Here is a 23,089-nt window from a genome sequence, read left to right as displayed (position 1 = left end):
ATTAATGATAATAATTTTGCAAATGATAACTATTACTGTTTATAATTGCAACGCTTTAGCAACACTGTTCACTCTTAATCCCTGCAAATATACGCTAACTACTTGGAATAAATATGGTTATTTTTTTTAAACGTTCGGCGCTTTGTTTGGCGATGCTTTGTATTTATCAGCAAAGTTATGCCCAGATGACGCCTGCTGACGAGGAGGCGAGTATTGAGTCGCCCACAGACTTAGACGTAAATTCGGACTTAAATTCAGATTTGGATGCCTCCCCTACAGCCAGCACTATTAATCACAAAACAAAAACTGCGACCCCTTCTTTTATCGCAGCTCCCATTATCGTCACAGCAGAAACGCTTGGTGACTCTAGTGCCAATCAGGTAAAAGCCTTTGCTGGCAATCGCACAGTAATCGATAACGATTTTATTAAAAAAACCGTGAGCAACTCCATTGACGGTGCATTACAGTTTATCCCAGGTGCCAAGATTGATGACGAAACAGGCACAGGCGTGCTACCTAACATCTCTATACGTGGTCTGCATGCCAGCCGCAGTGGGCAGGCGCAGTTTTTGATGGATGGCATTCCGTTGACCTTGGCACCTTATGGTCATACGGGTCAGTCTATATTTCCAGCGACCCTCGACAATATTGAGCGTATCGATGTGGTACGCGGCGGCGCGGCGACCCAATACGGTCCAAACAATGTCGGCGGCGTGATTAACCTTGTCACCAAACCGATTGCCAATGAGACACAAACTGAGATTGGTACTGATTTGACCGTCTTTGAACAAAACGGCAAGCCATTGACCAGCTTATATGCCCGCCATAGCCGCTGGTTAAATGATGACGTTGGCATACAGTTAGAGGCCAATGGTATCAAAGGTGACAGCTTTAGAGACCACTCAAACACCGAAGTCACCAACTTGCAGGCCAAAGCGCTTTGGTACATCGACGAAAACCAAGAGCTTGAAGGGTTTTTGCAATATTATGATGCCGATACAGAGATGCCAGGCGCACTCTCGCCCGCCGCCTACGAGCAAGATGTCGAGCAAAGCCAGCGACCTTTTGAAGCCTATCAAGGCAAATCAACACGCTGGCATGCTAAGTACAAAAACTACTTAAATATCGGTGACGAAGCAGTGTTAGACCTCACTACCTTTGGCCATCATGCCACGCGTAACTTTGAATGGGGATTTAACTCGCAATTTAACAATGACGGCGTGCACTGGGCAGATCCAGCGGTTGCCTCAGACAGCCTACGTACCTCCCCGCGTGAGTTTGACGTATATGGCGTGGAGCCAAAGTTTTCTATAAAGCTTGGCGACGATGACAATATCAAGCACCACCTCATCAGTGGCCTGCGCTACGTCAATGAAGACATCGATTATAAACTCACCCAAACCAAGCTGGCGGATGGTACGACAAGCACACCGCGCGACTGGAACTTACAGACCGATGCATGGGCGGCGTATCTAAGTGATGAGCTGAGCTTTTTGGATGAGCGCCTAAAGGTGACGCCTGGCATTCGTTATGAGAATGCCAAAATGACGTTTAATGACGCTGGCAATAACACACAAACAGACAATACCATCACAGAATGGCTGCCTGGGCTGACCACCTCATATGCGCTCACCAAGTCTGATGACAAGCTTTGGCTGGTCTACGCCAATGCGCAAAAGTCGCTTAGAACGCCGCAAATTGCCAATATTCGCGGCAATGGAGAAGAAGGCAGTGAGCTTGCATGGAACTATGAAGTCGGCACGCGCTATACCACCGATAATCTGCAAGCCAACTTGGGACTGTATCGCATAGACTTTAAAGACCAGCTGCAATGGAACAGCCGCGATCAAAGCTTTGACAATGTCGGAGAGACGCTGCACCAAGGGATAGAGACGGCTATCACCTACACCCCGAAAAAATACGACAATCTAAGTGTCGGTCTGAGCTACAACTATCTCGATGCCACGCTACAAGAAGGCGCAAATAAAGGCAATCAGCTGCCCTACAGCTCGCCGCACCAGTTGGGCTGGCATGCCAGTTACGATTATCAAGACTACAGCGCCACCTTATCTGGGGTCTACTATGACAAAGCTTACACCGACAATGCCAATACAGTGGCAGAAAGTACAGACGGCGCGGTTGGAGAAACGCCTGCTTACCAATTGTGGAATTTGAGCCTACAAAAAACGCTGCAAGATACCGACAACGAAAAGCTGTCTGTGCAGTTTGGTATCAATAACTTATTTGATGAGCAGTATTATTTCCGCGGTATCGATACCAGTCCTGTCGGTCGCTATCCTGCGCCAGGACGCTCGTATAAACTAGGTCTTAACTATCAGTTTTAAACGTATAGCAACTAAATCCTTACACACCTTATAATGATAAAAGCAGACCTATTGCAGGTCTGCTTTCATTGTAACGGCCAAACAGCGAAGCGAAGCATGCTCTATAAGCCAAAACATTTATGTCCTATAGAGCACTTTAACCACATGCCAGCCAAATTTGGTTTTTACCAAATGCGGGGTAAAAAGCTCAGCGGTGAAACACACTTTATCAAAGGGCCCTACCATTTGACCTTTTTTAAACTCACCTAAGTTGCCACCTTTTTTGCCTGAAGGACAGGTTGAGTGCTTTTTGGCCAGCACATCAAACTGGCCGCCTTTTTTAAGCTTGGTAATGATATTTTCGGCCAACTCTTTGTCTTTTACTAAAATATGTAATGCGCTAGCGGTACGAGCCATCCTGCAACCTCTGTATAAAATATCGATAATGAAGGCATTATATCACCACTTATCTGGACTCATCACCTCATTGGCCATTTCTCGCTCAAGCATTTACTTAGAGATAGGCTAAATATGAGCGATTTTTTGTGACAGTCGCGCTTTGTTATAGCAACTGAGCCAAATCAGTCAATTTATCCAACACGATATCTGGTGAGGACGTCTCAAGCTGAGCGCGGGTTTGTGCGCCAGTTAATACGCCTATACATAAGCCGCAATTGGCATTTTTGCCTTCCTCGATATCGATACCGCTATCCCCCGCTTTTAGTACTTGCTGGGTATCTTTAATACCAAATTTGTCCATCGCCAGCATAATCATATCTGGCGCAGGGCGACCATTAGTCACGTCATCGGCGGTCACCAGCGCATCAATCTCATTACCCACCGACCATCCTAAAATAGCTAAGATGTTATTGGCGGTAATTGCATCGTAGCCGGTGTTTAAGACTACCTTTCTACCCGTTGCTTTTAGCCGATCAAACAGCTCTAGCATACCCTCAAAAGGAGCCAAAGCCTCTTCGGTATAAGCCTTTGTCAATCGGGTTTTGAATATCGTAAATGCGGTATCGGTAAGTGATTCAACCTCATCTTTTGCGATATTCAATTCATTTAGTATGTCAGTAATAGCTTGGCGTTTTTCCTTGCCAGCACCGAAGGCCAAGCAAATATCCAGACCCACTTCTTGAGCAGTTTTATCCTCATCGCTAAGCGCTTGATTGATCGCATCACGTACCGTTTTATACACCAAATTGTCTTCGTTGACCGTGGTGCCTGCCATATCAAACACACATAGCTTAATATGCTCGAATTGCGCTTTAATACTACTCATATCTGTACTCATTGTTTTGACTCCAATACTAGATCAATTAACTCTTCACCAAATGCAAAGCCTGTCGAGGCGCCAGTGCCGCCAGTGACAGAGCCGACAACCACACCTTTTTCTGGAGTGGCTTTAAACACCACATCGTCTGCGCTGGGATAGACGCCTAGCCAATGCTGGACGATGTCAATCTCACCAATAGCCATCACTTGATGGAACTCATTAATAATTAAATCATCAAGACTCACATCCCTAAATGGCAATTCTCTATCGCTATAGTCATGGCTATCACCAATGATGAGAGAGCCGTCGGAGGATTGCACCACGATCAGATGGATGCCTGCTTTGCGCTCAGCTGACTGGACATCGTCTAATAAAGCAATCAACCCTTTTGCTTCAGGTAATTGGGCAAAGCCATCATAACGAGCCAAGCTCAAATCCGACATCACCGCGGCATTTAGCTTAAATGGTTTTTTTGGCATGACGCGCATCATATTGAGTGTGCAAAGCTTGGCCTGCGCCTGCGCTAACGTCTCAGGATACAAGCTATGAAAATCTGCACCGGGACAGACCACGCAATGCTCTGCTTGCAACGTACCTCGGCTGGTATAAATCATAGGTAGCTCAATCGATTGCACAGTGGTTTTATTATAAAAATCCACGCCGTGTGCTTGATGTAACCAGTTGGCCAATTTACTGATAGCGGTTTTTGACTCGACTCTGATCTCATGAGGGCTATACAGCACGCCCAAGCCGTCTTTCAGATAAGGGGCATTTTTAGCTATTTCAGTTTGCGTCAGTAACCGACAATCCGTGCCCATCTCTGTCTGTAAAAACGCCTCCGCCACGTCCATCGCTTCTGGACGCTGAATGAGCATATGCAGGCCTCGATGTACCACCTCGATATCTGCTTTGGTGGCTATATCTGCCCAGACATCACGCGTATGCATGGCTCGTTGCCAATGCGTCCCGCGCTGCTGCCCACTGACGGTGACAAAACCGAAGTTACGCACCGACGCGTCTTTGTTTTGTGACTCACGCTCGACCAGTGCCACACTCAGCCCTTTTTTCACCGCAGCATAAGCGCTGGCAAGACCGATGATGCCGCCACCGACGATTACCACATCGTATTTTTTCTCAGATAGCTTTTTTATTGATTCCATTGCGACTTTCTCTATTTTTAATAGTTTGACCTTAAGATTTAACATTCAGCGAGCACCGTCTAACTTATAGCTTTTGACCGTGAAAAAACGCTCTATGCGTATCTAATAGCTCAGCGGTAAGCGGCTCAGCATAGGTTTTTACATTTTTGATTTGGTTCTCAGATGCCACCGTCTCGCCGTCGTAGATGATATTTGGGTATATCTCTAGCAGCTTAGGCCGCGCATTTTTGACGACGATTTCAGCCATTTTCATTGCATTCGGATTGGTTTTATCGCCTTTATCGATGACAGCGACAGACTCACTCAGCGTATAGTTGCCTTCGCTAGGATCAATATAATCAATAGGTAGCCCTTCTGCTTTATTAACGACGGCTTGATGACGCATACCAAAACCAATGGGCACCTCACCTGCCATGACTTTCTTCAATGGACCTGATCCTGATAATTCTAAATTTGGCCCGGCATTTTCGCGAATATGATTCATGAGTGTTTGTCCTTCGGCATCCATGCCATACGTGGCGGTGATGTTTTGTACAAACAACCAACCAGTCGACGAGCCATTGGGATCAACCATCGCAATTTTGTTTTGGTAGATAGGCTTTGCCAAATCTTTGGCGCTGGTTGGTCTAGGTAGGTTTTGCGCCGCCATCTCTTTGGTATTTAAAATAATCGCCCCAGTAAAACTTAAGATGGGCGCATAGTAACTAGGTACTGCAATCTGCGGGTTGACCTCATAGCTGACATCCTTAAACATCGAATGCTTTGCTTGCGCGCTCTCTAAATAAAACGAGCTCATGGTGACCAAGTCTGCCTCTGTGTTTTTACCTTCGGCCAATAAACGCCCGCCAAGCTCACCGGTACCAAAGGACTGAAAGATATATTGACCTTCATAGCCTGCTTGATCTAATACCGCTTGGATGACTTCGACCGCTTCTTCGTCGGCGTTACTATAAATGATGACTTCGTCTGCGCTATTGTCCTTAGAAGCGGCTGAGCTACAGCCAGTCAAAATCATGCCGCACGTGAGACCTACCATTAACGTTTTGAGTGTAAACATCGTGTATCCTATATATTTTACTGAAGGTTTAATTATTAGAGTTTAGTTATTAAAAGTGGCTTACATAACAACTAGCGATAGATTAAACAGCCTTTGCGGTAACAGCTTTTTCGATGATTATTTTCGATGTACCGTAGAGTTGTCTGCTATATAGATGACGAATGCTGGCAAACAGAATCAAGGCGCAAATATTGGTCAGCAGTATCATCAGCGATAAGATAAAAATCTCATCAAAGCGCGCAAAATGCTGTAATTCTACAATTTTGGTGGTAAGCACCATGGTTTTGGCACCAGAGATAAAGATAACCGCACTAATCGTCACCATGGCGCTGATAAAGTAGAAGGACGCCACCTCGATTAAGGTAAAGAATGAATTGGGAATCACCACGCGCCGCAGCGTCGCAAACCACGAATCACCCAATAAACTCGCCGTCGTCTCCCAGCCTAGATTCATCTTAGCCAGCGCGTTTTTACTCATCAGATAAGGGGTGGCAAAGTAGTGAATGATGTTGCTTATCACGATAATAAAAATAGTGTTGGCGACAGCAGAGCCTGAAAACATCATAAGATACGCAATACCCACCACCATCCCTGGTACGGTGTTAGTCACCAATGCTGAGCTCTGGATGCTGAATTTACCGATGTTAAATAAGCCAGAGCGTTCGCACAGCAGTGCTGAAAAGTAAGTGATTAAGGTGCCAAAGACAGCCGTCAACACCGCGACGATGAGCGAGTTTTTGTAGACGCGCATGAGATTGGCAGACTCTAAGACCTTGCTGACGGTTTCTGTGCTGAACTGCATTTGATAAGGCCATGTCTTGATCCATGGAATGATAAATATCACCGCAAAGACCATCAGTAAGCAGAACAAGATAGCGCTCGATAATACGGCTAACACTCGGTCTTTGATTTTCGAAGTAGGCAGGTCGATATTTGCTACCGTGTCGTAACGCACATTAAATCGCGCGACATACCAAAGTATGGCAATGCTCAATATCGATGGAATAAGCATAAACAATGCGACCACTGCCCCTTTTTCAAACGAAGGCGACGCGCCTAATATTTGGGTATAAAGCTCGGTAGCGATGACTTTATATTGCCCGCCAATGGACGCCGGAATGCCAAAGTCGGTAAAGGCTAAAAAGAAACATTGAATCATGGCCGCGGCAAAAGTACCAATCAATGGGCGAATGACTGTCATATCAAACTGGCGCAGAGACGAGTCGCCCATTAATTCTGAGACGATAACGAATTTTTTGTCTAAATACTGAAAGGTATTATTGAGTAATAAAAAGGCGATGGGTAAGGTATAAATGGTATAGCCAAGCCACATTCCTTGAAAGCCATATATATGTTCAAACAACTGAAAGCCGAGTATTTGAGTCAACAGACCTTGCTTGCCAAAGGTATAAATAATGGCAAAACCATAAGTCACCGTGGGCAACAACATGGGCAATAAGGCGGCAACCTTGATGGCCTTTTTAAAGCCTTTTGGTAAATTGGTCCAGTGCACGGTATAAGCTAAGATAAAAGCAAGCATGGTGGCGCTCAGCGCACTTATCGTCGCCACAAAAAAGCTATTAAGCATCACTTGCTGAAAGCCGTCACTGCTTGCGATGGCGGTATAATTGTCCAAGCCGATACCATCGCCGACATTTAGTGACAGCGCCAGCATCTTACCTAAGGGTACAAATAAAAAAACGATGAATAAAATCGTCACAAATAGCCAAATGGCTTTTGCTTGGGGTGGGTTACTCAGCTTCATAAACGTCCAAAACAATCAAATGGTCAGGTTTTTACTAAATGACATCTATCGTCCGTCTCTCAGTCACCAATACAGTAACTACAGGCTTTTATCAGCTTAGCCTTTTACCGCGTTTTTTGACTGTTGCTTATCATGAGCGGTGAGAGTATGAGAGTCTGTAGGACGGGAGCTAATATCAGCCTCATGATGGCCATAGTTTTGAGTTTGCGTGTATTTGCTTAGCGGGTCGGTTTCAGAGATTCCGTCGGCAAATAAGCTTAAGATATTGCGGCGTTTGATATTGAGCTGATTAAGAATGAAGTTGGTGACAAAATCATTGGCAGGGTTATGTATGATGTCAGTGGGCTGAGCGAACTGCGCCACTTTGCCTTCTGATAGCAGCAAGATACGATCCGATAACGTCATCGCCTCTTCTGGGTCATGGGTGACGATCAAGGTAGTCAGCTGATAGCGCTTTGCAATCTCGCGAATACGCGCTTTGACGGTTTCCTTAATTACGCCATCTAGTGCCGATAACGGCTCGTCTAATAATAGTATTTTGGGTTTCATAACCAGCGTGCGTGCCAGCGCGACACGCTGCTTTTGACCACCAGATAACTGATGAATACGCTTATTTAGATGTGCCTTGATATCGAGCAAGTCGACCAGTTCATCGACCTCTTGTTGTGTGCTCATATTCGGATTGTTACGCAGACCATATTCGATATTTTGTTTGACACTCAGGTTAGGAAATAACGCATAGTCCTGAAAGACGATATTAAAGCCCCGTTGCCTCATGGAGACGCGGGTAATGTCCTCGCCGTTATAGGCGATGCGGCCACCATTGATGTCGGTCAACCCCAAAATCATATGCAATAAAGTGGTCTTACCACAGCCAGATGGCCCTAAGATGGACACTATCTCACCCTTATTTATTCTGAGTGAAAGATCCTCAAATATTACCTTGTCCTCATATTTTTTTGTCACTTGTCTTAGCTCTAACATATTCACTCACCTAGTCGCTTACTGTCTATTTAAATGACTGTCTATTTAATCGTCATTTATTAAATTACTTGTCTTGTGTAGCTCAGCAGTGTATCGGTCAGTTATGACACTTCGATGAAAAAGCCTTGATAATAATTTCGATAAGGTCAGTATTTACCGCTTTATCATTGTTCTCCTTTTTTTGTTCTCCTTTTTTTGACAAAAAAATAGCGCCCATGTAGGCGCTATTTTTAGATGGTAGTAATAACAAGAGGTATTGATGACTCAAACAGTATCGGTGACTAGAGCTTTAAAACTAGCGTAAATCATCGACGACTGCCAACATCGCAACCAACGATGCCTCACCCAGCCTCATAGAACGCTCAGGCGACCAGCCCGTCACTGCATCAGGGCCATTATCATTGTCTTTAAATGGCATCTCCAACGTATTGGCCAGACAATCGAAATGCTCGGCTACCCAGTTGGTAGCGACGGTCATATTTGCGGTGCCTGGTGCGTCGATCTCATAGCCATATTCAGACTGAAAATCCGCACAAGCAAGCTTTAACACCTCTGAGAATCTATCACGCAAATGTGCCAGACGATCATTATAGCTTGGCGTGCCCTGTGAGCCGGCTAAAAACACATCTGGCAACGCTTCATCGCCGTGCACATCATAAAACAAGTCAACGCCAGTCTCCTCCATCTTATTGATTACATAAAAGACCTCAGGGCTTTTTTCCAAGCTTGGGTTAGACCATTCACGGTTTAAGTTGGTACCAGCAGCATTGGTCCGTAGATGTCCACGCACACTACCATCGGGGTTCATATTTGGCACGATATAGACATCGGCTTTTTCTAATAGCTGCTTGGCAGTGGCATTATCGCTATCTAGCAACGCATATATCAGCCCCTCAACCAACCATTCTGCCATCGTCTCGCCGGGATGCTGGCGAGCGGTAATCCAAATATTGCGCTTATTTACCTCACTACTGCTATCACCATTACCGATTTTTACTAACGTTAAATCACGCTTATCAAGGGTTTCGCCCAGATGCTCCAACGCTACCAATGGGTGCGTTTGGACAGCCGCCAGCAGGTCTTGATGACGCTCATAACTGTATGGGGCAAAATAGGCAATTTGAATGGTGTCATATTCCAAATCTGCCACTATAGTCAACTTGCCATCTTTATAAGTGGTAGGCAGACGGAACCAATACTCCCGATCGTAGGAAGCAACTGCTTGGTAATTCTCCCACCCTGCAACGTATGACGCCTCCCCTGCGTTGACGATATTTAAAGTGTACTGCTCACCTGCCTGACCTGTTAGGCGAAAATTAAACCACTGAAAAAACTCGCCCCCAACGTCTGGTCGAATCGCCAGTTGAATGTCGTCTTTATTTTGTGTATTGATAATATCGATATTACCTGCATCGAAATTTGCCGTGATGTGCATAATTTGTCCTTTATAAGTTTTATGATATTTATCGCTTACTGCTGAACGGCAAGCGTTTTGACATAAGGTTATAGTCGACTCTAAATAAAACAGATACATTATATGTCAACGTGGAACTGGTATAAGTTTTTCTTGCGTGCTGTGCCTGCGCAGACAGAGGCTGCGTAAAATTTATCCCAGTCCCACTGTATCGTTTTTATACTGAACTCACTATAAGAAACACTATCGACCTATTTTAGCAAAAAAAACGCCTCAAAACCCTGCAGGCCAGAGCAGGATTTTAAGGCGTCCATCATCAGTTGATGATTATCAGTCTTTATTGACCATGACTATCTACCAAATCATACAAACACCACGCCATCTTCGGTCTGATGTGCTTTGATATCGACATCATAGGCAGCACTGAGTCGCTGACGGGTCATCACCTCATTAGGCGTGCCTTGGGCAATAACTCGCCCACCGTTTAGTAGTACCACCTCATCGGTATAGCGATGGGCATAAGTCAAATCATGCAGCACCACCAAGATACTTTTGCGCTGCTCATGTACCAGAGTGTGTAAATAATGCAACAAAAAACGCTGATGGCGAATATCAAGATGGTTGGTCGGCTCATCAAACATCATGATTTTGGTGTCTTGCATCAGCGCCCGCACGATAGCTAAGCGCTGCTTTTCCCCGCCTGACAAGGTTTGCACACGGGCATCGGTCAGGTTTGACAGCTCAAAATCTTGCAGCAAGGTTTGCGCACGCTCGACATGGTGGCGATTTGGCCGCTGATACCAAGCAAGGTTTGGCGAGACGCCCAATAGCGCATAATCAAGCACCGTAAGCGGCAACTCAAAACGCTCATGTTGCCCAACCCAAGCGATATGACCATCACGCATCATCTCATCGATAGGCTGGCCTTGAGCCGTGATATACCCCTGTGTTTTTAACGCCACCCCAGTATGCTGACCCAATACTGTATGCAATAATGTGCTTTTACCTGCACCATTGGGCCCGATAAAGGCGACGAGCTTTTGGCTTGGTACGGTGAGCTTGTCTATTTTTAGCAGCACTTTGTCACCATGCGAGATATGAATATCTTGCATCGACAACAGCTCGCTTGCTTTCTCATGACTTGTATTATTATTTTGACTCGGTCGCTCTGTTTGCTCTGTTTGCTCTGTTTGCTCTGTTTGCTCTGTTTGCCCTGTTTGCCCTGTTTGCCCTGTTTGCCCTGTTTGCCCTGTTTGCATTGATCGTACTGGCCGCACGGATTTTGCTGCCGTAGCGCTGCGTCCACTGTGAAAAAATGAATCAAGCATAGTTACTCCTATCAATTAACGGCGGCTACTACGCACAAACAGCCAAATAAAGAAGGGACCACCGAGCAGCGCTAAAACGATGCCAACAGGCACATCCACCGGATAAGCGATATGCCGCGCTGTGCCATCAATGAGTAGTAATAATAGCGCCCCAAGCCAGCCCGACCAAATCATCAGCCGCATACGCCCGCCGCCAAACAAAATAGCCAGCAGGTTTGGCACCATCATGCCAATAAAGCCGATGACGCCGGCTAAGGATACCGCCGCCCCTGTCAATAATGCCGAGGCAATCACCACCAGACAGCGCACCACTCCCACCTTGATACCCAAGGATTTAGCAGCAGCCTCCCCTAGCATCAACCCATCTAACTGCCGCCCTAATGGCAATAAGATAGCCAGCCCCAAGATCATAGAAACGATCGCATAGCGCAGCGGTACAAACCCCGCCTCCGCCATACTGCCCGACAGCCAATTGGTCGCCGAGCGCAGCACCATGTCATCAGACATAAATAAAATCAGACTGACCACGGCCGCACAAAACGCACTGATCACAAACCCCAATATCAGCAGGCCCATCTGCCCACCGCCCAAAAACCGATGACAAGCGAGAATAAACAAACACACCAATACGCTTCCGCTAAAAGCGGCAAGCGGTATGCCAACGCCGCCAAACCCCAACGCCAATACCAGTACCACCCCAAGCGCTGCCCCGCCTGATGTACCGATTAGGCTAGGATCGGCTAATGGGTTTTCAAACAACGCCTGTAGCGCCGCTCCGCTGACCGACAACGCCATACCGACAAGCAAGGCTGTCGCCACGCGTGGATAGCGCAGCTGCCAGATGGTGTCATCCAGATGATTGGGACTGGACCAGTCGCCAAAGCCAATACCAAGGGCCAGCCAAATCAGTAGCAGTGATATGGCCGCCGCCACCAGATAATAAAGGCTGTGCTTGTATTTGCTTGATAATACAGGGGTCGGTACTGTTAGTGTATTTGCCATGGAAAGTATCGTTTTATGTGGATAAGAATTTAGCGAGTATATTTGCTTGATTTAGATTATTTGCTTAGGCTATTTTGCGAGCGCATTTAGCTTTTTTAGCACTTCAGGCGACTGTAAGCCATAACGCAAAAAATCATCGGCTGGCCAAAAATGGACGCCGTCATTTTTACCTGCTGTACTGGCAGCAACCTCAGGACGCTTACTAAACTTGCTGACACCGCCAACGACGGCCTCATTATGCTCGGCAATAATAATCACATCAGGCTTAGCGGCCAGCCAGCCTTCTCGCGACAAGGGCTTTAGCCCCGATACGTTGGCGGCATTTATCCCGCCCGCACGGCGGATCAGCTCATCGCCTACCGTGCCCTTGCCAGCGACAATACGGCCATCGTAACTTAGCAGATAGCGCTTGCCGGTTTTTGCCATAGGACTCATTCCTGCCTGCCAACGCTTGGCTAGCTGCGACCCGGCAGATTTTTTATCGACATAACTGCCGATAGACTTGATACTGTTGGCAAAGGTGCTGACTTCTTCTTTGGGTGCAACATTGACAGCCTTAACCTTGAGCCCATTTAGGCGCTGATAGATACTCACCGGCTGTACCATATAGCTGCCGAGCACCAAATCAGGCTTGACCGCCAGCACTGACTCGGCAGTGATATTACGGTGCATGCCCACAGCGGGCACGCTCTTTAGCGCCGGATTTTTATTGGTTGCATCTTTACCCACCAGCTTATCGGTCGCTCCTAGCGCCACGACCACATCGGCGACGTCGGGACTCATGGCGACGATACGCTCATAAGCTTGAGCAGAAAGCGTTGGCACGGCCAATACACCAAGGATGGTAGCCGTACTGATAGCACCACGGGTACGTTTTTTATTGATAACTGAGTGCGTGAGTGTTGTTTTTGATAAGGCAGAAGACATACGTATTCCTAATTTACTAACGTAAAAAATGACCTTATAGCCAATTCAAAACAAAATGCTTATAAATTCATACCAGTTGCACATTCATATGAGCGTATCGATTTTATTTTGAACTGCCTATATTTATAAGTCATTAATGTTAAATAATTATCCAAAATTGATTTTTTATAACTGGTCTATGCACTTTCTGCTTCAGCCATGACTGCTGGCGCTAACGCTTCTGCGTAGGCATGTTCGTCGACAATATTAGCAACTATTTGCTGCCACTCAGCCAGCTCAGGCGTGCCTTCGAGTCGTTGACCAAACACGCTAAAGACACTGACTCCGTGACCATCAAAACCTTCAATACAAGTCACAATGCCATCTTTGGTTGGACGCTTGACGCACCACACTTGCGCCAAAGCTTTGTCTTTGAGATGCAGGGTAAAGTCATTGTGGTCTTTGTCTAAAATATTAAACCAGTCCCCCATGCGCTTAAGCGTCTGCACCGTACCCGTCTGAATTTGCACGAGTCCGCTATTACCGATAAATATCATAATCGGGCATTTGGCATCACGGGCCTGCGTAAATACCGCCTCGACAGCGCTAACCTCAAGCTGCTGCGTCATCTGCTCTGGCGCTTGACGGTAGCTGCTGGCACGGTCGATATCGAGACTTCTTAATAGTGAATGAAACTGATGCACATCTGTCATTGCCTGCCAACCTTGTTGGAGCTGCGTGCGGGCGCCTTCATCCAGCGACTTGTAGCGCCAGTCACTTAGCGGCGCTTGTATCTCTAACGTCAGCGTCTCCGTATTTACCGTCTGCTGCTGCGCCGCAATCAGCGCCTGCCAGCTGGCGATATTCTCATCGCTTAATTCGCGCAGATAGACTTTATCAATCGCCGCTCCCTGACCGTTATAAAACTGAATGCTATAAGACGGTTTGCCTGTGCGACTGGTATCGGTGACCGCCAGCATGTGCTGCCATTGCCACATAAAAAACCGCAAATCCAAACCACCAACATTGAGCGCTATCCCCATCTTTTCGCCGAGTTTTAAATTGTGATACGGCGCGGTTTTTTCGTGTACGGCCAGATTGTTTCTGACGATGCTCTCAACGCTGCCAAAGCGTGCAAACTGCTGTAACACCGTTTTGCACTGATCTCCGATGTACTGGCTGTAGGGCGATGCGAGCATCAACTCAAACTCACTGACACCCAATGTCGCCGCCCCTTCTGTCGGAAACAGCATCGGCGTGTTTGCTTTTAGTGCTTGGTACTGTTGCCACAGCTCAGTATTTTTTGTGATTAAAGATAACGGTTGACTCATGAGGGTCTCCATAAAATAAGTAATAAAAAGCCAATCAGCTCGCTATATACGCAAAGAGATAAACGGCTGAATAATAATCGCCGCCTGTGGCCAATCTATCTGACTAAACCAAGCAAAATGGCAGCGCTCCATGTGTGCGCTTATCGTTTTTGTCAGGCGGTATTGAACGGGAATGATTATGGCAACATTTTTTTAGTTTGTAAATAGAAACAATTATCATTTACATGTTGATAATTATTATCGTTTGAAATATGATATCTAGGCTTTGTTACTCGCATTGAGGTTTTAAGTAACAAAACCTTGAAGGATTAAATCGCTGCTAGCCGCTTATTTTGTTGTTTTGATAAATAACTTTAATAAAACAGAGCGTCAAACCTCTCTGTTTTTTGCTTTCTCTTTTACGAAGGTTGTTTTGTTTATGTCGATGTCCCCGCTTCGCTCTTATTTACCAGATACCCGCTTCTCTACTCGTTTACCACAGTGGCGACAGCGTGCTTTGGTCACTAGCATCGCCTTGGCGTTATCTGCGTTGGCCCCTGCCAGCGTCCAAGCAGCAGGTTTTGCAGACGACGGCTCTGAGTTTACCGATGATACTGCCCTACCAAGCGTCCGTCTCGACCCTATCGTGGTGACCGCCACACGCTCTGAGCGTGCCTTAAGCGATGCGCCCATCGCTATGCAAGTACTTAGCCGCCAAACGCTCGATGACAACCACGCCCATACCTTAAAAGAAGCACTGGCGCTGTTGCCCAATGTTTACTTACGCAAAGTCCATGGCAAGACAGGCTATGAAGTCAGCATGCAAGGCTTTACCGGCGATCAGGTATTGGTGCTCATCGACGGCTTACCGATTACCGCCAGTACGGGATCGACGGTGAACTTAAATCAATATATGAATATGGATATCGAGCAGATAGAAGTGGTACAAGGAGCGGCGTCAGCGCAGTTTGGCAGTGCGGCCATGGGCGGGGTGATTAATATCATCACCAAACCTATCGGCGCGGCGACAGGACATATCACCACCGAGATCGCCAGCAATGGTGAGCAAAACCCATCAGGTAAAGAAATAGACGCCAACAAACGCTATGTCGAAGCCAGCGTAGAAGGCGCTTTAGATAAAGACCAACGCTTTCATGCGCGCCTATCAGGCTCATATCTAGACAATGATGGCTTGAGCTTGGATCATAAAGCGTGGCCCAGACTAAAAGACGCCAGCGAGCAGTCACAAATCAGCGCGCGCCTAAGCTACCGCCCTGATGGCAAAGGCATGTCAAACGATAGCAATAGTAGCGACGATAGCCACGTGGTCAAAAACGCTCAATATTGGCTAGAGGCCAGTCACTATAAAGAAGATGATGTCAGCCGCTTTAATTACTATGTGGCACCGCGCTATTTGGCGCAGCAGCGAGATGAGCACATCAGCAAGCAGCGCTTTAGTGTCGGTGCGCGCGCTGATATCACGCCGCATGCAGACGATCGCAGCAAGACCTATCGATTGTCCGCTCAAGCCCTGCATGAGGACTATCAAAGTGAGTCTAATACCAAAACCCAGCAGACCATCACCAGCGCCCGAGACACCGACATCAGTACCACGCTAGCGCAAGCGCAGCTAGACCTACCTGAGTGGGTGCTATCCGGCGATCATATTCATCTTATTCAGGTCGGTGGGCAGCTTCAGCAAGACAAGCTGAGCCAAACGAAAAACCAAGTCAGCGAGTTGATCAGCGATGAGGTCAGCCGCGATGTCGGTGAGCTATACCTACAAGACGATTGGCTGATTGGTGACAATTGGGAAGTGTTGAGCGGTATTCGCTACCAAAACGATGAAGACTTTGGTGGCCATACGGCGCCAAAAGTATCGCTCAAATATAATCTCATGGACGCCAGCGGCCGCGACCATATCTTGCGTGGCAGTATTGGCGGCGGCTACCGTGTGCCCAATCTCAAAGAACGCTACTACGTCTTTGATCATAGCAATTTGGGCTATAAAGTGCTGGGCAACCCAAACTTGCAGCCGGAGACCTCAACCAGCTACCAAATCGGCTACCAAGGTCAGCTGAGCGATACACTCAATCTCACCGTCAATGGTTTTTATAATGACGTTGACGACCTTATCCAAACCGACGAGGACAATGCGACCTTTGATGGCAATATCGCTGTTTATAAATATATGAACGTCGATAGCGCCAAGACCTACGGCGGCGATATCGGTATCGACTGGCAAGTAGATGAGCGCACCAAACTACAAGCCAGTTATGCATATCTCAAGACCCACAATAATGTCACCGACACCGAGCTGACCTATAAGCCCAATCACAAGGCTATGCTGGTACTTGACTATCAAATCAATGACAAGCTACAGCTGATCCCGCGCCTCAACTACGAATCCAAGCAGCTCGTCAGCACCAGCGCACAGACATACTCGCCGTCTTGGTGGACGCTCGACAGCAAGCTCAATTATGACATGACGGCAAACCTGAGCGTATACGCAGCGATTAATAATATCTTTGATGTACAGCGTGATGTCACCGATGCCAGTGACTATCGCCCAATCGACAATCGTGAGTGGTTACTGGGTGCCAGCTATCACTGGTAAGCCCTTGCCCGCACTTATCTTAAAGCAACGCTTGTAAAGCAATTGTTTAAAAAACTCTGTCTATAGCGCTGTTTTTATCTTTAGCCAAAACAATAACCATCAAGGAGCCTGACATGACCAAACCCACCCTAGCAATGAGCACCAAGCCGACCAAATTGGCCTTACTTTTTAGCAGCAGCCTATTAGCCCTTAGCATGACCGGCTGCGGTGGCGGCAGTGATGGCTCGAGTAGTGGCAATAACGAAAATAGCGATAATGCTGGCAGCACACCGCCTGCCAGCAGTGCCAGCTTTAGCGAAACCGCCACATGGCAAGTCACCAACCTAGCACCTGATAGTGCCACTTGTTATGATTTTGATGCCAAAGCTGAAAGCTCATGTGACGGCGATACGTGGGATATTAAGTTTGAAAACCAAGCACGCTCAGTCAAGCTTTGGTCAAACAGTGGCGACTCTGGCGCAGGTATGGGCGGAGTTTTTGGCTTGATCGACTGGTCTGATCTGAGCCGTTATACCAATGCCACCCTTGACCCTGATACAGGCCGTGACATCAGCCTACACTATAATGAAGACCGCAGTGGCGGGGTGTTTACTGCCAAGCCTTGGTTTGAGTACAACTTACAAGGCAAGCATCAGCTATATCCCAACAACCGCGTCTATATGGTCACCACAGACAGTAGTAGCGCCATGACAGACAGCAGCGTCCAGCAGCCGATCTATGCCCTGCAGATTACCAACTACTACAATGATGCTGGAAAATCTGGCTACCCAACCATTCGCTGGATTGATACGGCGCTACCAAACCAGGTACAGACCCAAACCATCAACGCCACCAACAATGATGACTGGGTATATGTTGACCTAAAAACAGGCCAAAGCAGCACGGACAAAGACAGCACTTGGCAGATCGGCTTTAAGCGTAATGATGTGATTTTAAATGGTGGGGATTCGGCCAGTGGTAAGATTGGCGGTTATCTTGCCGCCACACCAGCAGGATATTATGATGCAAAAGACGAGCCTATTGTCAGTCAATTTATCACCGATGGTAGTGCAGCGACATTAGCCGACCTTACCAGCACAGCAGACTACGACAAGCCGCTAAGCGCCAGAAGCTGGGTGATTGACAGTAAAGGCTCGGACCTCAACCCTGCGTATACTGGCAGTTTTCCGAATTTGGATTTTGGCTGGTATACCTACAATGGCATGACCCATCAGCTAAATGCCAAACCACTTGATAGTGCTCAAGGCGCGCTCATTAGATCCGCCGAAGGTAACAGCTATGCGCGTGTACGTTTGGATAAGATCAATTATCCTGATAGCACGGCGACGACGGCGACCTCATGGGAGTTTAAATTAGACATTCAGCCGGCTTCTTAGGCTGTGTTTTTTCACCCAGTCGCAGAGCAAGGAATCGACATAAAAAGCTATTTTTTATAGCTTCTACTTGTCATAGCTTCTATCTATATAGCCTGTATTTGTTTTTTTATCAGCGTTCAGCCTTATAAGCATCATAGGGCGAACGCCAAGCTTCTTTAAAACCCTCAAAAACGTATATTTATTGAGTCTTTATGTCCCCTCGCGCTGCCGCTTCTTTGTATCATATGGTATGGGCGCACTATCGCCTGCCGTTTTTAAAAGTTGTTTTATTAAACCTGCTCAATGCCGCCGTCAGCGTCGGTATCATCGCGTATATCAATCACACCTTTATCAGCCAGTCTGTCTTTAGTGCTTTATCATGGCAGAGCTTGGGGCAGTTTTCGCTATTGGTGCTGCTATTGCTAACGACCACGTTTTTAGCACAATATGCCCTCACGCGCTTGGGTCATCGATTTGTCTATGAGCTACGGACAAAACTGGTCAAACAAATCATCGACACCGCCGTGCCGCAGATAGATAATCTAGGGAGCGCGCGCTTACTTGCCAGCCTATCCTCTGACATTCAGTCTATCACCACCGCGTTTGTGCGCATGCCAGAGCTGGTACAAGGCGTGATTTTATCGGTAGGTGTCGGGCTGTATCTGGGCTGGCTGTCGCTGCCATTGTTATTGATTGTCATGTGCTGGATTGTGATGACGATTTGCATCAGTACTATTTTGGTTAAGCACGTCTATACGCATCTGACAGAGCTACGCGAGATCAATGATGATTTATACCAAGATTATCAGTCCATCATAGAAGGGCGTAAAGAGCTGGCGCTCAACCAACACCGCGCCCAAAGGCTGTATAACGACGACTTTTTGCGGCACGCCAAAGCCTATGAACAGACCGTGACCAAGTCTGATACCTTTCATTTATCGGCAGTGAACTGGTCCAATATCATGATGTTTGCCGCGATTGGTATCGTCTTTGCTGTCGCAAGCTCTCTGGGCATCTCCATGGCTGTGGCCACGACGTTTTCTTTGACGATTTTATTTATGCAGTCCCCGCTCCTACATGCTGTCGGCGCTTATCCCACGCTACAAACTGCTCAAGTGGCTTTAGAAAAAATACAGGCGTTGGCCCTTGCTGATTATCAGCCGGATTTTCAGACAGACAGCGCGGCGACAAACTGGCAAACCATCTGTTTTCAGGATATCTGTTATCGCTACCCACACAACTCCGATAGCCAAAATGTGACAGCTGTCGACAGCGAGCATGCTGATGATATCTTACAGTCTGTTACACTAACTTTGCAACGTGGCGATGTGGTGTTTTTGATAGGGGCAAATGGTAGCGGCAAGTCTACGCTGGCCAAGATTATCACGGGGATTTTTGCCCCGACGACGGGCACTGTAACAGTCGATGGAGAGCTCATTCATTCTCAAAACAGCGATTCACAAAGTAGCGACTCACAAACTAACAACTTACAAAGTAGCACCGATTATCGCCAGCTGTTTTCGGCGATTTTTAGCGATCAGCATCTGTTTACGCAGCTCATCGGCCCTAAAGGACAAGCGCCTGATCGAGTACTGACGGATATATGGCTGCATCAGCTCAACCTGCAAGACAAAGTGAGCATCACTGACGACATCCTCTCTACCGATAAGCTGTCACAAGGCCAACGAAAACGACTGGCCATGCTCATCACTGTCGCCGAACAAAAAGACATCCTCCTCCTCGATGAATGGGCCGCAGACCAAGACCCTGCCTTTCGCCGTGTGTTTTATCAAACACTGATACCTAAGCTCAAAGCCATGGGCAAAACCTTATTTATCATCAGTCACGACGACAGCTATTTTGCGCATGCCGATCGATTGCTACTGATGAAAGCTGGCCGACTGATAGAGCTAAACGCTGAAGAACGGCAGCGCGCCAGCATCGACGCCATTGCGATGCTCAAATAAATGACGCGCGCTTGGCACGATACGCACTAATCGCAGTGGTCGTTACTTCTATAGTCAACCCGATATAAAAACGATATGGCGAGATGAAGTGTTATTTTACGCAGCATCGGGCAGCGCAGGTACAGCACGCAAGAAAACCAACGCTTTAGCGAGCCATTTAGATTTGACTATACGAAGTTCTTGAATGCAATTTTTTAATGATAACAATTATCATTAATGTTATTATTATCATTGTTGTAAGTGTTGTTACAACTTCGTACCCAAAAGCCAACCATTTCAGCTCAAAAGGACATCAGATGCGGTCTCATTTACCCCCTCTATCTATCCGAACCATCCGAAAAAAACACCTGACATTGGCCGTACAGATCGGCCTATTAATGGGTATCAGTCATATCGCAGCCGCGCAATCGATTGCGGCAAAGACAATCGACAACTCAGGCAGTGCTGAGTCGTCTACAGGCGCGGAAGTCACCAGTGCAAGCGAAACAACCATTGCTTCGACCTCGACCGCCCCATCGACCACGTTAGAGGCCATTACTGTCTATGCCGATGGCTATCGCAGCACCGGTACCAAGACCGCCTTAGACCCTGAAGATGCGCCCATGAGCTACACCCGCATCGATCAGGAGCTGTTACAAAAGCGCCAAGCAGATAGTGTCAACGCTGCTTTGCGTTATGAGCCAGGCGTAAGCTCGGAGAGCCGCGGCACAGTCTCTATCTTTGATGAGTATAATATCCGCGGTTTTAAGACCTACTCAAACTTTTATGACGGCCTCAGACTGCCCTATGATGGCGCGTGGAATCTCATGCCACAGGTAGATATTTATGCCACCGAAGCGGTAGAGGTGGTCAAAGGTCCCGCCTCTTCGCTCTACGGTTATGCCGCACCAGGCGGTATGGTCAACCAGATCGCCAAAACCCCAAAGAGCACGCAAGAAACCGAAGTGCAGCTGCGACTTGGCAATCAAAACTTAAAAGAGGTAGCGGTCGATACGACAGGGCCAGTCAGCGATGCGCTCAACTATCGCTTGGTGGCATTAAAACGGCAAAAAGACGGTCAAATGCAGACCACCGAAGAAGAGCGATTACTAATTAATCCATCGCTTGAGTGGCAGGCGACTGACGATGTCTCTGTGCTTGCCAATCTGTTTTATCAAGATGATCCAGAGATGGTGCCATCCACCCCACTACCTGCTGTCGGTACGGTCTACAACGCCAGCCATGGCAAATTAGACAGCGACGCCTATGCAGGGGATCAATGGAATCATTTTAGTAAAGAAGTACTGATGCCAAGCATTACGGTAAACTGGGATATCAATGACAATCTCACCTTTAAGCACATTTTACGCTACACCGATGCCGAAGCTGAGCAGCGCAATATGTATAATAGTGGCGGGTTTGTCGATGGTAGCGATAAGATCTTAAACCGCGTGGCGTATACCACTGATGAGCGCATGAAAAACTGGACCACAGACAACCAGCTGGCTTATCAATTTGACACGGCCAATACCTCGCACAATGTGTTGTTCGGTATTGAGTATCAAGAAACCGACAGTAGCGCGACTTACTATGATGCGGGCGCAGCGGGTACGCCAAACCTTGACTTATCAAACCCCAATTTTTCCCAGATCGATACCGATACCCTGCCGCTAGATGCCTATCGTCAAGATGAAGACATCGAGCAAAGCCAGCTTGGGCTCTATGTACAAGATGAGATGCAGTGGCAAGATTTGACCGTGGTCGCAGGCTTGCGTCACGATAAGTTTGAGAGTATCACTGAGCAGACCAAAGCCGCACAAGGCGCGGTGTACGATGCACAAACGATCGATAATGATGCCTCAAAAACCAGTGGTCGTCTGGCGGCCATTTATGATTTGGATAATGGTTTATCGCCTTATGCCAGCTATTCGCAGTCGTTTCAGCCTGTCGTTGGTAGCAACTTTATTACCAATGAAGCGTTTAAACCCACCACCGCCGACCAGCTAGAAGCGGGTATCAAATATCTGTCCTCAGATCGCGCGACCAAAGGCACGCTCGCTGTCTTTGATATCACGCAAAAAAACGTCGTGGTCGCAGACGAAATCAACTATAGAAGCCAAACTCAGACCGGTGAGATTGAGTCAAAAGGCTTTGAGATATCAGGCAGTCATATGCTCAATGACTGGGTGGATGTTGCGGCAAGCTATAGCTATACCGACGCTGAGATTACAAAAGATGAATTTAACCCTGATGTGGTCGGCAATACCCCAGCGCAGACAGCTAAGCACAAAGCCACGCTGTGGGCCGACTACTACGCCACAGATAAGCTTACACTGAATGCAGGCGTACGCTACGAAGACGGCATGCAGCTTGATAAACAAAACTCGGATGAGCTACCAAGCGTGACCTTGGTCGATATCGGTGGCAATTATCAAATCAGTCCGATGCTGGCTGTCGGCGCAAGCATCAATAACTTGTTTGATAAAACCTATGTCGGTGCCTGTTACGATATCAATAACTGCTGGATGGGGCCTGAGCGTCAAATATCTGTCAGTTTGCAGGCGACATTTTAAGCGTTAATCAAAAAGGCTGGTGTTTTGGTGGAGACTGACCAAAGCACCAATGCTTTATAACTGGCCTGA

At 47.2% G+C, this 23,089-nt stretch carries 16 protein-coding genes; 5 read left to right on the top strand and 11 right to left on the bottom strand.

Annotation, left to right across the window (positions count from 1 at the left end):
* Window positions 1–113 precede the first annotated feature (113 nt).
* Complete coding sequence (locus tag AADH33_RS06500) at window positions 114–2,345, top strand: TonB-dependent receptor family protein (protein WP_348549927.1); 2,232 nt, start codon at window positions 114–116, stop codon at window positions 2,343–2,345.
* A gap of 117 nt (window positions 2,346–2,462) precedes the next feature.
* Here the strand turns inward: AADH33_RS06500 and AADH33_RS06495 are convergent, their stop codons facing one another.
* The 11 genes from AADH33_RS06495 to AADH33_RS06445 form a co-directional block, all read right to left on the bottom strand.
* Complete coding sequence (locus AADH33_RS06495; protein WP_348549926.1) at window positions 2,463–2,741, bottom strand: peptidylprolyl isomerase; 279 nt, start codon at window positions 2,739–2,741, stop codon at window positions 2,463–2,465.
* A 145-nt stretch (window positions 2,742–2,886) separates the two neighbouring features.
* The gene (locus AADH33_RS06490; protein ID WP_348549925.1) at window positions 2,887–3,609 is read right to left on the bottom strand and encodes an HAD family hydrolase; all 723 of its coding nucleotides are present in this window, start codon (window positions 3,607–3,609) and stop codon (window positions 2,887–2,889) included.
* A gap of 8 nt (window positions 3,610–3,617) precedes the next feature.
* A complete protein-coding gene (locus AADH33_RS06485; protein WP_348549924.1) occupies window positions 3,618–4,763 on the bottom strand; it encodes a TIGR03364 family FAD-dependent oxidoreductase in 1,146 nt (381 codons plus the stop codon).
* Window positions 4,764–4,827: 64 nt separating this feature from the next.
* Window positions 4,828–5,820 (bottom strand): ABC transporter substrate-binding protein, encoded by a 993-nt coding sequence (locus AADH33_RS06480; protein ID WP_348549923.1) that lies wholly within the window; start codon window positions 5,818–5,820, stop codon window positions 4,828–4,830.
* A gap of 82 nt (window positions 5,821–5,902) precedes the next feature.
* Window positions 5,903–7,585 carry an iron ABC transporter permease gene (locus AADH33_RS06475; protein WP_348549922.1) on the bottom strand — a complete coding sequence of 561 codons (1,683 nt, stop codon included), beginning with the start codon at window positions 7,583–7,585 and terminating at the stop codon, window positions 5,903–5,905.
* A gap of 96 nt (window positions 7,586–7,681) precedes the next feature.
* Window positions 7,682–8,569 (bottom strand): ABC transporter ATP-binding protein, encoded by an 888-nt coding sequence (locus tag AADH33_RS06470; protein WP_100749588.1) that lies wholly within the window; start codon window positions 8,567–8,569, stop codon window positions 7,682–7,684.
* A 295-nt stretch (window positions 8,570–8,864) separates the two neighbouring features.
* Complete coding sequence (locus tag AADH33_RS06465; protein ID WP_348549921.1) at window positions 8,865–10,004, bottom strand: M14 family metallopeptidase; 1,140 nt, start codon at window positions 10,002–10,004, stop codon at window positions 8,865–8,867.
* Window positions 10,005–10,345: 341 nt separating this feature from the next.
* A complete protein-coding gene (locus AADH33_RS06460; RefSeq protein ID WP_348549920.1) occupies window positions 10,346–11,311 on the bottom strand; it encodes an ABC transporter ATP-binding protein in 966 nt (321 codons plus the stop codon).
* A gap of 15 nt (window positions 11,312–11,326) precedes the next feature.
* The gene (locus AADH33_RS06455; RefSeq protein ID WP_348549919.1) at window positions 11,327–12,313 is read right to left on the bottom strand and encodes a FecCD family ABC transporter permease; all 987 of its coding nucleotides are present in this window, start codon (window positions 12,311–12,313) and stop codon (window positions 11,327–11,329) included.
* Window positions 12,314–12,382: 69 nt separating this feature from the next.
* Complete coding sequence (locus AADH33_RS06450; RefSeq protein ID WP_348549918.1) at window positions 12,383–13,240, bottom strand: heme/hemin ABC transporter substrate-binding protein; 858 nt, start codon at window positions 13,238–13,240, stop codon at window positions 12,383–12,385.
* A gap of 176 nt (window positions 13,241–13,416) precedes the next feature.
* Window positions 13,417–14,550, bottom strand: coding sequence for a ChuX/HutX family heme-like substrate-binding protein (locus AADH33_RS06445; RefSeq protein ID WP_348549917.1), 1,134 nt, complete (start codon window positions 14,548–14,550; stop codon window positions 13,417–13,419).
* Between the two features lie 418 nt (window positions 14,551–14,968).
* Between AADH33_RS06445 and AADH33_RS06440 the strand changes: the two genes are divergently transcribed.
* From AADH33_RS06440 to AADH33_RS06425, 4 genes are all read left to right on the top strand, one after another.
* Window positions 14,969–17,146 (top strand): TonB-dependent receptor plug domain-containing protein, encoded by a 2,178-nt coding sequence (locus AADH33_RS06440; RefSeq protein ID WP_348549916.1) that lies wholly within the window; start codon window positions 14,969–14,971, stop codon window positions 17,144–17,146.
* 113 nt (window positions 17,147–17,259) lie between these two features.
* A complete protein-coding gene (locus AADH33_RS06435; protein ID WP_348549915.1) occupies window positions 17,260–18,522 on the top strand; it encodes an HmuY family protein in 1,263 nt (420 codons plus the stop codon).
* A gap of 191 nt (window positions 18,523–18,713) precedes the next feature.
* Complete coding sequence (locus tag AADH33_RS06430; RefSeq protein WP_348549914.1) at window positions 18,714–20,468, top strand: multidrug ABC transporter permease/ATP-binding protein; 1,755 nt, start codon at window positions 18,714–18,716, stop codon at window positions 20,466–20,468.
* A 296-nt stretch (window positions 20,469–20,764) separates the two neighbouring features.
* A complete protein-coding gene (locus AADH33_RS06425) occupies window positions 20,765–23,020 on the top strand; it encodes a TonB-dependent siderophore receptor (RefSeq protein WP_348549913.1) in 2,256 nt (751 codons plus the stop codon).
* Window positions 23,021–23,089: the final 69 nt, after the last annotated feature.

Origin of the sequence: Psychrobacter sp. KFRI-CH2-11, from assembly GCF_038239325.1 — a bacterium.
Classification (GTDB): Bacteria; Pseudomonadota; Gammaproteobacteria; order Pseudomonadales; family Moraxellaceae; genus Psychrobacter; species Psychrobacter celer.
The sequence above is the reverse complement of the archived record's forward strand: the minus strand, read 5'-3'. Positions and strand labels throughout refer to the sequence as shown.

Coding starts and splice junctions, on each gene's coding strand:
- AADH33_RS06500 (WP_348549927.1), top strand. CDS start 114: ATGGTTATTTTTTTTAAACGTTCGGCGCTTTGTTTGGCGATGCTTTGT.
- AADH33_RS06495 (WP_348549926.1), bottom strand. CDS start 2,741: ATGGCTCGTACCGCTAGCGCATTACATATTTTAGTAAAAGACAAAGAG.
- AADH33_RS06490 (WP_348549925.1), bottom strand. CDS start 3,609: ATGAGTAGTATTAAAGCGCAATTCGAGCATATTAAGCTATGTGTGTTT.
- AADH33_RS06485 (WP_348549924.1), bottom strand. CDS start 4,763: ATGGAATCAATAAAAAAGCTATCTGAGAAAAAATACGATGTGGTAATC.
- AADH33_RS06480 (WP_348549923.1), bottom strand. CDS start 5,820: ATGTTTACACTCAAAACGTTAATGGTAGGTCTCACGTGCGGCATGATT.
- AADH33_RS06475 (WP_348549922.1), bottom strand. CDS start 7,585: ATGAAGCTGAGTAACCCACCCCAAGCAAAAGCCATTTGGCTATTTGTG.
- AADH33_RS06470 (WP_100749588.1), bottom strand. CDS start 8,569: ATGTTAGAGCTAAGACAAGTGACAAAAAAATATGAGGACAAGGTAATA.
- AADH33_RS06465 (WP_348549921.1), bottom strand. CDS start 10,004: ATGCACATCACGGCAAATTTCGATGCAGGTAATATCGATATTATCAAT.
- AADH33_RS06460 (WP_348549920.1), bottom strand. CDS start 11,311: ATGCTTGATTCATTTTTTCACAGTGGACGCAGCGCTACGGCAGCAAAA.
- AADH33_RS06455 (WP_348549919.1), bottom strand. CDS start 12,313: ATGGCAAATACACTAACAGTACCGACCCCTGTATTATCAAGCAAATAC.
- AADH33_RS06450 (WP_348549918.1), bottom strand. CDS start 13,240: ATGTCTTCTGCCTTATCAAAAACAACACTCACGCACTCAGTTATCAAT.
- AADH33_RS06445 (WP_348549917.1), bottom strand. CDS start 14,550: ATGAGTCAACCGTTATCTTTAATCACAAAAAATACTGAGCTGTGGCAA.
- AADH33_RS06440 (WP_348549916.1), top strand. CDS start 14,969: ATGTCGATGTCCCCGCTTCGCTCTTATTTACCAGATACCCGCTTCTCT.
- AADH33_RS06435 (WP_348549915.1), top strand. CDS start 17,260: ATGACCAAACCCACCCTAGCAATGAGCACCAAGCCGACCAAATTGGCC.
- AADH33_RS06430 (WP_348549914.1), top strand. CDS start 18,714: ATGTCCCCTCGCGCTGCCGCTTCTTTGTATCATATGGTATGGGCGCAC.
- AADH33_RS06425 (WP_348549913.1), top strand. CDS start 20,765: ATGCGGTCTCATTTACCCCCTCTATCTATCCGAACCATCCGAAAAAAA.